The sequence below is a fragment of the Paucilactobacillus nenjiangensis genome (assembly GCF_005405445.1).
GTDB lineage: Bacteria > Bacillota > Bacilli > Lactobacillales > Lactobacillaceae > Paucilactobacillus > Paucilactobacillus nenjiangensis.
Genome location: NZ_BJEB01000023.1, coordinates 14230 through 27475 on the forward strand (window position 1 = coordinate 14230; position 13246 = coordinate 27475).

Here is a 13246-nt window from a genome sequence, read left to right on the forward strand (position 1 = left end):
TTATTTAACGTTATATTTAAAGACTTTTTGTATCAAATGTCAATCATAATCAAAATTAGATTAAAAAAGATATCGTCCAAATGAATTCTAGACGATATCAAAATTTTGTTATATACAAGTAAACTAGCACAAACACAATTGCTATATACAAATTAATTTATTATGCCCAATCACCATGGCGGAAAATAGGTACCACAGTACCGTCAAATTGAATGCCATCAACATCCATGGTTGCGGAGCCAACCATAAAATCAACGTGGGCAACACTTTGGCTTAAACCGTGGGTCGTTTGTTCTAAAACAGTCATGTTAGTGCCATTTTTGATATTAAATGGATAAGCAGCACCAATCGCAATATGATTGGCGGCATTTTCATCAAATAAAGTATTTAAAAAGATAATGCCAGATTGTGATATCGGTGATGGATCGGGAACTAATGAAACTTCACCTAAACTGTGAGTACCGTCATCAATTTTTAAGAGTTCTTGAAAGATTGCGTCATTAGTGGCGGCATGACCGTCAGTAATTTTGCCGTGAGCAAACGTTAATTCAATCCCATCAATTACGTGCCCATTATAGGTGAGGGGTTTGGTAGATTTAATCCATCCATCTATCTGACGATTATCAGGGGCGGTAAAGACTTCTTCAGTCGGGATGTTTGGTACGAAAAAGTTACCGGCTAGGTCCGTACTCCCAGCAGCTTCCCAAACATGTTGGTCAGCTAAGCCAATCGTAATGTCAGCGGTCGGTGCACTATATTTTAATGCTTTGAAATTAAAACTATTTAACCAGTCGGCCTTTTGACTGAGTTCACGAATATGATCTCGCCAGGCTGCAATTGGATTGGGAGTATCAATTCTGGCGGTAAAGAAAATCGCATCCCATAATTTATCGAGGGCAACGATTGGTGCGTCATCTGGAAAGACTTTTTCTGCCCAAGCCTGTCCCGCTGCTCCAACCACGAGCCATGACACGTCGTTATTCATTGTAGCTTTCCGAATTGACCGTCGCGCAACACTGAGAGCTTTTTGATAGGCACTGAGTCGCTTGCTATCCAGTCCCGCTAACGCATCTGGATCATCGGAAAGGACCGTAATCCGACTTGCATGTTTAGCCATTAATTCATCGGCCTTACCCTTGATATAGGCTGGCATTGTGGTTAAACGTTCTTGACTGGTGTGGGTTAAGAATTCTCGTGATAGAAAATCATCGGTCCATTCGACGACAACTTCATCTGCGCCAAGGTCGTAAGCTGCTTGGGTGATGGCGTGGGCAAGGGGTTGTTGGTCGACACCGATGGTTAAAATGATGGTTTGACCAGGTTGCACGTTGACGCCAACTTGCGTAATTAAATCCGCATATTTATTTATTTTATCTTCAAAGTTTTTAACAGTCATAAAATTCACTCCTTCGTTGCTGATATCGTAACATATTGGCGGAAAAGTTAGTGAGTGCAACCCTTGCTGAATAAGAGTAAGATAGTATTCAAAAGGGGGGATTCAGTTGACGAGTGTACACAAAGTGATGTTAATTTTTGGGACCCGACCAGGGGCGATTAAAATGGCACCAGTTGTTAAAGCCATGCAAGCACAGCCAGACCGGTTCGAGCCGATTGTGGTGGTGACTGCACAGCATCGCAAATTACTGGATCAAGTGTTATCGATTTTTGATATCCATCCTGACTTCGATTTAAATTTAATGGTACCGCACGAAAGCCAAGCTGAACGCACGAGTAAGATGCTGCACCACTTGGAAAATATCGTGAATGCCGCCCAGCCAGAGATGATTCTCACGATTGGAGATTCGACGACGACTTTGGTGGCAAGTTTGTGTGCCTTTTACCACCAAATTCCGATTGGCCACGTGGAAGCGGGCTTACGAACCCATGATAAGTACGCGCCGTTTCCAGAAGAAATGCACCGCCAATTGGCAGATGTGTTGAGCGATTTGTACTTTGCCCCCACCGAACAAAGTAAGCAAAACCTACTGATGGAAAATAAAAGCACAGATAGTATTTTTGTTACCGGTAATACTTCCGTCGATGCGTTAAATTATACGATTACTGATGATTATCAGCATCCGGTGTTACGACTGATTCCCGATAACCATCGGGTCATTTTGGTAACTGTTCAACGCCGCGAAAATATGGGTGAACCGATTTGTCGCGTTTTACACGCCTTACGAGATGTTGTCGAAACTAATCTGGATGTGGAGTTAGTCTATCCGGTCCATCCTAATCCAGAAGTAGAGAACCTAGCTGAATCCATCTTGGGTGGTCGTGATCGGATTCACTTAGTTGAACCGATGGATGTCTATGACTTTCATAATTTTGCCGCGCGCAGTTTTTTAATTGTGACTGACTCTGGTGGGATTCAAGAAGAAGCACCCTCGATGAATTTACCCGTCTTATTATTACGCGACGAGACTGAACGACCAGAAGGAATTGCGGCTGGCACCGTCAAAATTGTTGGTACTACGATTGAAGGTATTCAACAAGGCATTTTCCAGATGCTGCATGATAAAAAAGAATATCGTAAAATGGCGCATGCTAAAAATCCATTTGGGGATGGGCATGCCACAGAACGAATTTTGAAAGTGCTGGATGAATATTTGGACTAACCCTCCTAATAGTAAATACAGTAAATACATGTTATACTTGAATGTGTAAATATGGCTATGTGGAGGAAAATCATGGAAGAACAAGACTATGGTACTTTTAAAACTCGTAAACAAGGTAATTCTGTTACGGTAACACTTCCAAAAAATTCAGGAATTCCAGCTGGAGTTGAAGTAACCGCCTCTGGTTTTAATGAATCTAGTGTGACATACAAAGTAGTCAAACCAAGATTGAAAAAGAACCGATTTAAAAATTTTGATAGATCAAGGTATGATTTTGAACAAGACATAAAAGAGCTCAATTATAATCCTGATGATATTATTCCAGTCGGACGAGAAAGGTTGGATTAATAAAATGGATTTTCCTAAGCAAGGGGACATAATTTGGTTAGACTTTGAGCCACATGCTGGAAGAGAAATTGGTGGTCATAATCCTAAAAATGGTAATATACGGAGGCCGTGTATAGTTGTTAGTGGTTACGATTATAATGTCACAACACAATCTGTCCAAGTTATGCCAATTACTCACAGTAAACATGACAATGATTCTATGAAAATTCAGATTGTTGATCCGGGGTTAGGGATTGATGGGATGATTATTATGTATCAACTACATGGCTATGACTACGTCAGTAGACACGGTGAAATCATTGGAAGTGTGAGATCTAATATTTTGCGAGAGGTACTTGAAGTGATCCCGGAAATCTTTGAATTGTAGAAATTAAAAAGCAGTGAATTCGTCTGAATTCACTGCTTTTACTATATTAGTTAGTTTTCTTAAAGATGTACCATTTGGAAAAGACATAATTGACGATGATGACAATCACATTATCAATGATTTTGACTAAAATTGAATTGGCATCTAACAAAGAAATTCCGACGTACATAATCACCACATCAATGACCAAGGTCAAGACACGGAAAAAGAAGAACTGAGAAATCTCAATAATAAATGCTTTCACGGTTGTGTAGTGGGATGAAAAAACCCAAACCTTATTGGTTAGGTAAGCGACTAACACGGACAGGAACCAAGCAATCACGTTGGCCACTTGATAATTCCAGCCGAGCCAATCTAAACCAGCAAAGACACCGATATTAACCAGGGTCGTCACGCCCCCAAAGAATGCGTAGGCAATTAGAGATTGGTACTTTTTAAAGAGTGCGAACAAAATAATTACCTCGTTTTACTTGGTCGCAGCTTTGACTAAGTCAGCTGCGAATGCGTTTAAAGTTTTAATATCATCTGAGTCAGGATCAAGGTCAATCTTAACTTTTTCAGCACCACTCTTAGCACCGGCTTTTTCAAATGCGGCCGCGAATTTGTCGACCGAAACGTTGAAATCGTCTAGGTAGAAGGTATCGCCTGAACCGGCCACTCCAAAAATCTTACCTGACAAATCAAGTTCTTGAAGGTCTTCATAGAAGTCCAATCCCTCTTCAGGAAGCGCACCTTCATCATAGGTATAAGGACAAACCACGCAGATATCAACGTCTTCAAAATCTTCCGCGTCAGCTTGAGTAATTTCTGTTTCTTCAACTTCAACGTTTAGTTCTTCCAACGCTTCGGTCACGATATCAGCGACATCTTCATTATTTCCAGTTATTGTTGCAAAAACGACTAATGCACTTGCCATAATTGTTTCCTTCTTTCGAGTAGTTATCCTAAGTAGTATAGCAGAAATTTAGAATTCTGAGTATAAAGCTAAACAATTTTCTAGATTAGAGTATAATGATTTAGTAAGTAATTTTGGACGAAGAGGTAGATAGACTAATGATTAGTATAAAATCACCACGAGAAATTGAAGCAATGAGAAAATCCGGCGCTGTGATTTCCGGCATGCATATTGGATTACGCGATATTATTAAACCCGGGATTTCCAGCTGGGTTATTGAAGACTTTTGTCGTGATTATATTGAAAGCCACGGTGCGGTTGCCGCTCAAATCGGTTTTGAAGGCTATGAATACGCCACTTGTGTCAGCATCAATGATGAAATTTGTCATGGTTTCCCTCGCAAGCACGTTATGTTAAAAAACGGCGACTTAGTGAAGGTCGATACGGTTGTTGAATTAGATGGTGCCTTCAGTGATTCTTGCTGGAGCTATGCCGTTGGTGAAGTCAGCGACGAAATTCAAAAATTGATGGACGTCACAAAGAAGTCACTTTATATGGGTATTGATCAGGCTGTGATTGGCAACCGCATTGGTGATATTGGGGCCGTTATTCAACATTACACTGAAGATGAAAATGGCTACGGGGATGTCCGTGAATTTGTTGGACATGGTATTGGACCTACAATGCATGAAGATCCTTCAGTGCCAGCCTATGGTGAAGCAAACCGTGGACCTCGTCTGCGTGAAGGAATGACTATTACCATCGAACCAATGATTAACACCGGTACTTGGAAAGCTGACGTCAGTGACCCTAGTGGTTGGTTAGCCGTCACGGAAGATGGTGGCTGGAGTTGTCAGTACGAACATACTTTAGCAATCACCAAGGACGGACCTAAGATTTTAACTTCCCAAGATCCTGAATTTGATGCTAAATATCTATAAAAATTTGAGTAATTTGTGCAATTTCGCATAAATTACTTTTTTTGTGCACTCAATTAAACGTTTGATGATGTATTTCATTTTTCAAATTATTAAAAAAGCAAAACCTGGTCTGCGGTTGACACTGGTTATAGGGTAGTTAATAATATTAAGTATAGTGTGCAAATCGGTTTAATACGGGATTGGGAGCGCTATAATTATGAGGGATAAATTAAAAATTCATGCACGGCTAATTGGGGAAATTGTGACAGTGATTGTCATAGTTATTTTTGCTATGGTTAGCCTTTTGCCGACAGCTAGCTTATTTGGCACGCCCAAAATTAATGATGGTGATCTGACTTATCGAGGACAAATTAAGAATCATAAGTACGATGGAAAAGGAAAGTTAACTTTTCAAAATGCTGATTATTATGTTGGTGACTTTAGAGATGGTCGGTTCGCGAATCGGGGTCAATTTGTCTCACATGATGGTTGGGAGTTCCAAGGAGAGTTCAGACATGGAGTGCCAAATGGAAAGGGTCAAATTAAACAACAAAATCAAATAATTTTTCAAGGTGATTTTAAAAACGGGGAGGTAAATCATGCGAATTAAATGGTTTAGCCTGGTCCGGATCACCGGGTTGATAACGGTATTGTCTTATCACTTTTTTCAAACAGAGTACACTGGCGGCTTCATTGGTGTAGATATCTTTTTCACTTTTTCTGGATTTCTCATTACTGCCTTGATGGTGGATGAATTTAGTCGTTCTAATGGCATTAAATTAGTGGCTTTTTATCGCCGCCGTTTTTATAGAATTGTGCCACCGTTGTTTCTGTCGGTATTATTGGTCGTTCCCTTTACATTTTTGATTGGCAAAGACTTCATTACAAATATTGGGCAACAAATTGCCGCGGCCTTGGGATTTACCACAAATTACTTTGAGATTGCGACCGGTGTGAGCTACGAAACTAAATTTATTCCGCATTTATTTGTGCACACTTGGTCACTGGCGGTTGAAATGCACTTTTATCTCTTGTGGGGCTTAGTGGCATTTATGCTTGCTAAAATGGTGAAAGCTTCAATTGGCAAATCAGAGAAAGCTACTCAAGTCTTTCGGTGGTTGTTATTTAGCTTGTCGACAGTCATGGTGATTGGTAGTGCGACGGCTATGTATTTAGGTACTAATGGATTAGTCGACTTTTCACGGATTTATTTTTCAAGTGTCACCCATAGTTTTCCATTCTTCGTGGGAAGTGCATTTGGGGCAATTACCGGAATTAAATCCATCCTTCCAGCGTTTAAAAAGCTGATTGATATTACTAATAAGTACGTGATTATTGGGGTGACAAGTTGTGCATGTCTGGCGTTAATTGGATTAGGATATTTTCTAAAATTTAATCAACTATTTACCTACCATGGTGGATTATTATTGGCGACTTTTTTAGCAGTCATCATGATTGTCAGTGCTCGAATTTTGCATGATAAAACACCGAATACCAATGAACCGAAAATTATTACATTTTTAGCAGATGTCAGTTATAGCGTCTACTTGTTTCATTGGCCACTATATGTGGTGTTTGCCCACCTGATGCATAACTGGCTGGCAGCCATCTTGACGACCGTTGTTTCAATTATTTTGTCTGCCTTGTCTTACTATGTTTTAGAACCAATTATCGCCGGTAAAGAAGCAGTGATTGGGCATAAGCAAATCGCTTGGAAACAAATTGGCGTTCCTTTCAGTTTAGTGACGGTGATGCTAATCGGCGTCACGGGCTATGTTGTTAAAAGTGCGCCCAACATGTCGACGCTAGAACGTAATTTGTGGTTGAGTGGCGTTCATCAATATGATGATAAAATTAATGGCATCCATGAGACGGTTTTAGCCGACACTAACGCCGGTGATACCACCACAATTCCGCAAGGTGTTTCCATTATTGGTGACAGTGTTACTTTAGGGACGCGTGCTTATTTAGGTGATCACGTGGCTGACAGTACTATTGATGCTGAAGGTAACCGAACTATGAATTTGGCTTACCAAGTGATGATTAATCAACAAGATAATCATACTTTACGTGAATACGTCGTGATTTGTTTTGGGACTAATGCGCTAGATGACTATGCGGCACAAACAATGAAAATCGTTCATGATTTGGACAAAGGACACAAACTAATTTTTATGACACCGTATAATGCGAATGCAGATGATAGTTATAATTCCACCAAACTGGGTAACCTAGAGCGTAAGTTGCCAGCCAAGTATAAATTTATTACGATTGCGGATTGGGGGAGAATTGCGCCACAACACCCGGATGTTTTTGATGGCACGGATGGCGTGCACTTTAGTGGCCGTCCCAGTGGAGATATTTTGTATGCTAAAGTGATTAATCAAGGGTTGAAAGACGCCCAAGAAACTCCGGTGAAATAATAACTGATTTAGGACACAATTGTGGCCACTTTCGGTACAAATCAGCACTTCTAATCTTTCATTTTTTGCTACTTCGTGTATAATTTCAAAAGGTAAACAAAACGGAAAGGGAGGAAAGGCGGATGATTAAGCCAACTTTTTTCCAACGAGTAAAAGTTACAATATCAGAATTTATTAAACATTTTTTTATGGCACAGGTTTCATCATCGGCCAATGTTTTAGCGTACTATTCGTTATTGTCAATTTTTCCAGCCTTAATTGTGGTGGGAAACTTGTTACCAATCTTGGGTGTGCAAGCCACCACGTTATTGAATTACCTTGAAACGATTATTCCTAAATCAATCTTTGCCTTTATTAAACCAATTGTTCAAGATTCATTATCAAATGGTAGTGGCGGATTATTAACGGCTGGTGCGTTGATTACTCTGTGGTCAACCAGTCAAGCGGTAGCTGCTTTTCAGCGTGGTGTGAATCAAGCTTACGGGGTCGCGAAAGATCAAGATCCAATCACTAATCGAGTACTATCTTTCGTATGGATGGTATTGGTTATTGTCATCATGGGAGCTGTAATCTTATTCTATGGGGTTGGCGAGTTGTTGCTGGTTCGGTTTAGAACCACTTTTCATATTCAAACTAGCGTGATTGATACCGTTAGCCAACTGCGATGGCCGGTGTCATTCTTCGGCGTGTTTATCGCGTTGAGCTTACTATATTACTTCGTCCCCAATGCTAAAGTGATGTACCGTTATGTATTTTGGGGTGCGTTGATTACGACTATGTTATGGATGCTGCTGTCACAAGTGTTTTCATTGTACACGGTGGTCTTTAGTCAAGCTGTAGCTACCTACAAGACGATGGGGGCCTTTGTGGTCTTCATGATTTGGTTGGATATGTCGGGGATGGTCATGATGATTGGCGCTGTGATTAATGCGACTCTGCAAAGTCTACGGCAAGGTGAGATTCACGAGAAAAAGCAATTTTGGAAAAGAAGGAAAGAAAAAAAGGAACAAATGGAATAAATCTGGTTGTTGGTGTTTCTAAAAGCAAAAAAATTATAGAAGGATTATATTTATGTTTTTAAGGAACGATTTATGGTGTAGAATAAAATATCAGCACTTAACGGAGAAAACGAATAGGATGAAATTGTATTGGTGAATAAACTGGCAAAAGAAAGTAGAAATTCGAGCTTAGAGTTATTAAGAATAATCGCTATGTTTTTAATTGTTTTGCATCACTTTGTGATGTATGGCGTTGGTTTAAGTAATCCAATTACCAGTTTAACTGACAACAATTCAATTAATATGATTGCTGCCCAGTTCATGGTCATTGGAGGAAAAATTGGTGTTAGTATATTTGTATTAATTACAGGTTATTTTTCAATTAAAACAAAATATAAAATGTCAAAGCTATTCCATCTTTATATTCAGCTTTGGAGTTATTCAGTAATAATTTTTCTTTTATTTGTCGTGTTTATGCATGTTAAAATTGATTTGATAAACTTTTGTACTTCTTTTTTACCTGTTGTTTTTCAACAATGGTGGTTTTTAACAGTGTTTATTTTTTTAATGATAATTAGTCCTTTTATAAATATTCTTGTGGAAAATTTGTCGAAGGAACAATTCTTCCATTTACTGATTTTTTTAATGGTGACAATGTCAATCGTTCCAACATTTTCGAACATAATAGTTGGTAAAACATATAAACAAGGTAGTATTGATTTAAGTCAAACACTTTTTTTTATTTTAGTGTATTTGATAGGCGGTTTTATTAGGTTATATAAGGACGATTTTCAATTGAGAAAAATCGGTCTGTTTTTAATTTTTGTTAATTTGTTTTTCAGTTACAGTTCTATTTTATTTTTTGATTTTATCAATCTACATACTAAAAATAATACTTATGCAATTTACGCCACGATGCCAAGTTCGGAACATTCAGTTTTTCTTTTAGGCATTTCGGTCGGATTATTTTTGGTATTTTTGACTATTAAACCATTTCATAATTCTGTAATAAACTTTATTTCGAAGAGCATGTTGAGTGTTTATATGATTTCTGAACATTCTCTTGTAAGACCCCTAATTTGGATGAATTTATTTAAGCCTGTGCAAAAGCTTGGATATTCACCACTTCATTTTATTGTATATGCTTTTGCAACTGTCCTTGTTGTTTTTGTCACATGCACAATCATTGATGTGGTGTTAGGAAAACCGATAGTTAAAATAGTAAGTTGGTTTATTAGTCAGGTGCGAAAACTTTTAAAAAACATTAGTACAGATAGAATTGTTGAGTGATTTGGATTAAAAAAGGCCTCGCGCTAGGCGAGACCTTTTAGTAATTATTCAGCTGAGACTTTTTCAGCAGTGAAAACAGGTGTAGTGATTGTTTCAACGTACTTAGCTGAAACTGGTGTGGCGTAAATGTTTTCGCCTTCAGACGTGAACATCTTCATTTCAGCGAATTGATCCATTGCTGACTTGATGGTCGCGGAATCTAAACCATCGTTAGCGTAGGCTAATTTCAAACTGTGGTTCTTTCCAAGACTACCTTTGAATGCAAGATTTAATGATTTCATTTATAATGACTTCCTTTCTGTTTGTGAAATTGAATTATTTCTTATCGACGCGGTATGATGAAGTAACAGTGGCATTTTCAAACTTGTCACTAGTAAGAGTTTCAAGTAATGCACCAAGCTTTTGAATTTGGTCATCAGTTGCATTTTCGTCAACGTGACTGAATGAACGGTTGATACCAGTGTCGTGGCCTTCGCCGACCATGAGTAATTGAACTTTTGCAGTTTTAAATGTACGATTCATATTTGTAGCTCCTTAGAATTTTTATTTGGTAAGTGGCGGCCGCTGCTTACATACATAATTAAGAAATGAAATTTGGAATGTAAACTAAAAAATGAAATACTTTCACAAGTTGCAGAAATTTTATGATAGTATTTAAATTGTAATTGTTATGATAAAGAATTGAGGGAAAATGTTGGAAAGTAATAATGATATTTTGTACGTGGTAATTCCTGCGTACAATGAAGAGGAAAATATTGGAGATGTCGTTAAAGAATGGCACGAAGTTGTAAGTACAATAGGTTCACAATCTAAGCTTGTAGTTGTCAACGATGGAAGTAAGGACAGCACTTTAAAAAAATTAACAGAGTTAGCTGTAGTCTTCAATCAGTTAATTGTCCTGGATAAACCAAATGGGGGCCATGGGGATACAGTTGTGTATGGCTATAAATACGCCATTGATCATGGAGCAACTTATGTTTTTCAGACTGATTCAGATGGGCAAACAAGACCCGCAGAATTTCCACAGTTGTGGAATGTAAGAGATGAATATGATATACAACTTGGCTTCAGAAAAGTCAGACAAGATGGGTTTGCACGATGGATTGTTACTAAAGTTCTACGAATCGTAATTCTATTTCAGTTTAGAACTTGGATAACAGATGCTAACACGCCCTTTAGACTGATGAAAGTTGCTCCCTTAAGCCAATTATTGGAAAAAATTCCAAAAGGGTATAATTTACCAAATGTTTTGCTAACTGTAATGTACAAAAAAGAAGGTTATAAATACAGATTTGTAAAAATCACTTTTAGGCCTAGGCAAGGCGGTGTAAATAGCATAAACATTAAATCTATCGCAAAAATTGGGCAACATGCTGTAAAAGACTTTGCTCACTTGAGTAAATCAATATTTAGATAATTAAGCGCTTATAAATTTTAGATATGTGCTTTGTTTCTGTACACATTTTTTCCATGATAAAAATCTAAAATGAAAAATTCGGCCTTGTAAAAACTAAGAGGATTAAATAGATGAAAAAGATCACGATGATTGAAGCGCAAAAAAAACATGTTGGTCGTTATAATATCTATCTTGATGGGCAGTTTGAATTTGGAGTAAGTGAAAGTGTACTTATCAATTTTAGATTGGCCAAGGGGATGGAAGTTGATAAACAGCTTCAAGCAGACATTACTAAGTCAGATAGTGTAGCGAAATCTTATTCTAAGGCACTGGACTATATATCTCATCAATTACGGGCAGAAAGTGAGGTTGTGGACAAACTTAAATCATTAGAGGTTGACGAACAAACGATGGCTCAAGTGATGGCAAGGCTACATGAACAAAATCTGATTAATGATCAAAACTACGCAGAAAGTTTTGTTAGAACAATGGCTATTACTTCTGATAAAGGTCCAACGGTCATTCGACAAAAACTGAAAGCCAAAAAAATTGACGATAATTTGATTGAAAATGCCCTAGCTGAGTTCGATAATAATACAATGCTTGAAAATGCATCAAAAGCGGCTGAAAAAGCAGCAAAACATTATCATCGTGTACCTGAAAAAATGAGAATGCAGAAAATAAGAGTCGCTTTAATGACAAAAGGCTTTAGTACAGATTTGATTAATCAAGTTTTAAATGACCTTGTTCTCGAGACAGACGCTGAAGATGAATGGTATAATTTAACAGTTCAGGCTGAAAAAATTTGGCAGCGAAATCGTAAATATGATGATCGAACTCGAATCATGAAAACCAAACAAAGTTTATTTGGTAAGGGATATCAGATGGACGATGTGAATAAATGGATGGAAGCAAAACATTAGCAACTCTGAGAGGCAATTCATATGGATTTAATTTCAATTATAGTTCCTTGCTTTAATGAGGAAGAAACAGTTAATGACTTTTATAATGTTTCAAGAGATAACTTTAACCTCATTGAAAATGTACGATTTGAGTACATTTTTATTGATGACGGGTCTACGGATGAGACATTGAAGAATATTAAGCATTTGTCTTCACGTGACAATATTGAAATTCATTATGTGTCATTTTCAAGAAATTTTGGTAAAGAGGCAGCTTTATATGCTGGACTTAAATATGCTACTGGAAAATTTGTTGTGGTTATGGACGTCGATTTGCAAGATCCGCCTAAGTTAGTAAAGAATATGTATGAGCTAATCAACACTTCTGACATTGATTGTGTTGCTGCCCGACGGGTAGATCGAACTGGAGAACCAAGGATAAAGTCCCTGTTTTCTAACATATTTTATTTTATTATTAATAAATTATCTGATACGAAGATAGTGCCAGGCGCAAGGGACTTTAGAATGATGACGAGAAAAATGGTTGATTCAATACTTAGTATGACTGAATATAATAGATTTTCTAAGGGAATATTCAGTTGGGTTGGTTTTGAAACAAAGTATTTAGAATATAAGAATGTTGAGAGGAAAAATGGAAGTTCAAGTTGGCCTTTTTGGAAGCTATTTCGATATTCGGTTGATGGAATAACTGATTTTTCGGAAGTGCCACTTGCATTGGCTTCATGGGTTGGAACTATATCTTTTATTTTATCAATATTTGGAATGGCGTTTATTGTGTTAAGAGCTATCATTGTTCCAGGAAGTAGCGTTTACGGATGGGCATCGTTGATTTGTGTATTTTTACTTTTTGGTGGAATTCAACTTCTGTGTTTAGGCATAGTTGGAAAGTACATTGGGAAAATTTATCTACAAACTAAAAATAGGCCTATTTATATTGTTAGGGAAACAAAATGAATTATGTCATTTATGTTACGCATAATTGATATACGTATGGCAGATTGCAAGAAATAACTTGAACAAATTTAGTAACGCAGATCACGCAAAAAGATCTCAATCGGTGTTCGCCAA

16 protein-coding genes are annotated in these 13246 nt (G+C 37.7%); 11 read left to right on the forward strand and 5 right to left on the reverse strand.

All coding sequences use genetic code 11. The annotated features are described in order from the left end of the window. Positions 1 to 160 precede the first annotated feature (160 nt). Positions 161 to 1396 carry an aminopeptidase gene (locus tag FFM59_RS04790; protein ID WP_137601913.1) on the reverse strand — a complete coding sequence of 412 codons (1236 nt, stop codon included), beginning with the start codon at positions 1394 to 1396 and terminating at the stop codon, positions 161 to 163. Positions 1397 to 1523: 127 nt separating this feature from the next. Between FFM59_RS04790 and wecB the strand changes: the two genes are divergently transcribed. The 3 genes from wecB to FFM59_RS04805 all read left to right on the forward strand — a co-directional run bounded on the left by wecB (position 1524) and on the right by FFM59_RS04805 (position 3333). Continuing rightward, positions 1524 to 2618, forward strand: a complete 1095-nt coding sequence (wecB, locus tag FFM59_RS04795; RefSeq protein ID WP_137601929.1) for a non-hydrolyzing UDP-N-acetylglucosamine 2-epimerase — start codon at positions 1524 to 1526, stop codon at positions 2616 to 2618. Positions 2619 to 2690: 72 nt separating this feature from the next. Continuing rightward, positions 2691 to 2966, forward strand: coding sequence for a hypothetical protein (locus FFM59_RS04800; protein ID WP_137601914.1), 276 nt, complete (start codon positions 2691 to 2693; stop codon positions 2964 to 2966). A gap of 4 nt (positions 2967 to 2970) precedes the next feature. After that, positions 2971 to 3333, forward strand: coding sequence for a type II toxin-antitoxin system PemK/MazF family toxin (locus FFM59_RS04805; RefSeq protein WP_170175935.1), 363 nt, complete (start codon positions 2971 to 2973; stop codon positions 3331 to 3333). Between the two features lie 46 nt (positions 3334 to 3379). Here FFM59_RS04805 and FFM59_RS04810 read toward each other — a convergent pair whose 3' ends face one another. Beyond that, the gene (locus FFM59_RS04810) at positions 3380 to 3787 is read right to left on the reverse strand and encodes a GtrA family protein (RefSeq protein WP_137601916.1); all 408 of its coding nucleotides are present in this window, start codon (positions 3785 to 3787) and stop codon (positions 3380 to 3382) included. A 12-nt stretch (positions 3788 to 3799) separates the two neighbouring features. Further along, positions 3800 to 4249 (reverse strand): flavodoxin, encoded by a 450-nt coding sequence (locus FFM59_RS04815; RefSeq protein WP_137601917.1) that lies wholly within the window; start codon positions 4247 to 4249, stop codon positions 3800 to 3802. Between the two features lie 137 nt (positions 4250 to 4386). Here FFM59_RS04815 and map point away from each other — a divergent pair, with 137 nt between their 5' ends. From map to FFM59_RS04840, 5 genes are all read left to right on the forward strand, one after another. Further along, on the forward strand, positions 4387 to 5169 hold the full coding sequence (gene map, locus FFM59_RS04820; protein ID WP_137601918.1) for a type I methionyl aminopeptidase: 783 nt from the start codon (positions 4387 to 4389) through the stop codon (positions 5167 to 5169). Between the two features lie 196 nt (positions 5170 to 5365). Next, positions 5366 to 5758, forward strand: coding sequence for an MORN repeat-containing protein (locus tag FFM59_RS04825; protein WP_137601919.1), 393 nt, complete (start codon positions 5366 to 5368; stop codon positions 5756 to 5758). Further along, positions 5748 to 7571 (forward strand): acyltransferase family protein, encoded by a 1824-nt coding sequence (locus FFM59_RS04830; protein ID WP_137601920.1) that lies wholly within the window; start codon positions 5748 to 5750, stop codon positions 7569 to 7571. Before FFM59_RS04825 ends, FFM59_RS04830 begins: the two co-directional genes overlap by 11 nt. 122 nt (positions 7572 to 7693) lie before the next feature. Continuing rightward, positions 7694 to 8590, forward strand: a complete 897-nt coding sequence (locus FFM59_RS04835; protein WP_137601921.1) for a YihY/virulence factor BrkB family protein — start codon at positions 7694 to 7696, stop codon at positions 8588 to 8590. Between the two features lie 132 nt (positions 8591 to 8722). Beyond that, entirely contained in the window at positions 8723 to 9859 is a 1137-nt protein-coding gene (locus FFM59_RS04840) for an acyltransferase (RefSeq protein WP_137601922.1), read from the forward strand. Between the two features lie 44 nt (positions 9860 to 9903). Here FFM59_RS04840 and FFM59_RS04845 read toward each other — a convergent pair whose 3' ends face one another. After that, positions 9904 to 10140, reverse strand: coding sequence for a DUF2922 domain-containing protein (locus FFM59_RS04845; RefSeq protein ID WP_137601923.1), 237 nt, complete (start codon positions 10138 to 10140; stop codon positions 9904 to 9906). A 34-nt stretch (positions 10141 to 10174) separates the two neighbouring features. Beyond that, positions 10175 to 10381: a DUF1659 domain-containing protein gene (locus FFM59_RS04850; protein WP_137601924.1), complete on the reverse strand. Its 207-nt coding sequence runs from the start codon at positions 10379 to 10381 to the stop codon at positions 10175 to 10177. Between the two features lie 169 nt (positions 10382 to 10550). Between FFM59_RS04850 and FFM59_RS04855 the strand changes: the two genes are divergently transcribed. The 3 genes from FFM59_RS04855 (at position 10551) to FFM59_RS04865 (ending at position 13132) form a co-directional block, all read left to right on the forward strand. Continuing rightward, the gene (locus FFM59_RS04855) at positions 10551 to 11276 is read left to right on the forward strand and encodes a glycosyltransferase family 2 protein (RefSeq protein WP_137601925.1); all 726 of its coding nucleotides are present in this window, start codon (positions 10551 to 10553) and stop codon (positions 11274 to 11276) included. A gap of 110 nt (positions 11277 to 11386) precedes the next feature. Beyond that, entirely contained in the window at positions 11387 to 12178 is a 792-nt protein-coding gene (gene recX / locus FFM59_RS04860; protein WP_137601926.1) for a recombination regulator RecX, read from the forward strand. 21 nt (positions 12179 to 12199) lie between these two features. Beyond that, complete coding sequence (locus FFM59_RS04865; protein ID WP_137601927.1) at positions 12200 to 13132, forward strand: glycosyltransferase family 2 protein; 933 nt, start codon at positions 12200 to 12202, stop codon at positions 13130 to 13132. The last annotated feature ends 114 nt before the right edge of the window (positions 13133 to 13246 follow it).

What these genes read in the sequence shown, in the direction of transcription:
- FFM59_RS04790 (WP_137601913.1), bottom strand. Translation starts at nt 1,396, where the DNA reads ATGACTGTTAAAAACTTTGAAGATAAAATAAATAAATATGCGGATTTA.
- wecB (WP_137601929.1), top strand. Translation starts at nt 1,524, where the DNA reads ATGTTAATTTTTGGGACCCGACCAGGGGCGATTAAAATGGCACCAGTT.
- FFM59_RS04800 (WP_137601914.1), top strand. Translation starts at nt 2,691, where the DNA reads ATGGAAGAACAAGACTATGGTACTTTTAAAACTCGTAAACAAGGTAAT.
- FFM59_RS04805 (WP_170175935.1), top strand. Translation starts at nt 2,971, where the DNA reads ATGGATTTTCCTAAGCAAGGGGACATAATTTGGTTAGACTTTGAGCCA.
- FFM59_RS04815 (WP_137601917.1), bottom strand. Translation starts at nt 4,249, where the DNA reads ATGGCAAGTGCATTAGTCGTTTTTGCAACAATAACTGGAAATAATGAA.
- map (WP_137601918.1), top strand. Translation starts at nt 4,387, where the DNA reads ATGATTAGTATAAAATCACCACGAGAAATTGAAGCAATGAGAAAATCC.
- FFM59_RS04825 (WP_137601919.1), top strand. Translation starts at nt 5,366, where the DNA reads ATGAGGGATAAATTAAAAATTCATGCACGGCTAATTGGGGAAATTGTG.
- FFM59_RS04830 (WP_137601920.1), top strand. Translation starts at nt 5,748, where the DNA reads ATGCGAATTAAATGGTTTAGCCTGGTCCGGATCACCGGGTTGATAACG.
- FFM59_RS04835 (WP_137601921.1), top strand. Translation starts at nt 7,694, where the DNA reads ATGATTAAGCCAACTTTTTTCCAACGAGTAAAAGTTACAATATCAGAA.
- FFM59_RS04845 (WP_137601923.1), bottom strand. Translation starts at nt 10,140, where the DNA reads ATGAAATCATTAAATCTTGCATTCAAAGGTAGTCTTGGAAAGAACCAC.
- FFM59_RS04850 (WP_137601924.1), bottom strand. Translation starts at nt 10,381, where the DNA reads ATGAATCGTACATTTAAAACTGCAAAAGTTCAATTACTCATGGTCGGC.
- FFM59_RS04855 (WP_137601925.1), top strand. Translation starts at nt 10,551, where the DNA reads ATGTTGGAAAGTAATAATGATATTTTGTACGTGGTAATTCCTGCGTAC.
- recX (WP_137601926.1), top strand. Translation starts at nt 11,387, where the DNA reads ATGAAAAAGATCACGATGATTGAAGCGCAAAAAAAACATGTTGGTCGT.
- FFM59_RS04865 (WP_137601927.1), top strand. Translation starts at nt 12,200, where the DNA reads ATGGATTTAATTTCAATTATAGTTCCTTGCTTTAATGAGGAAGAAACA.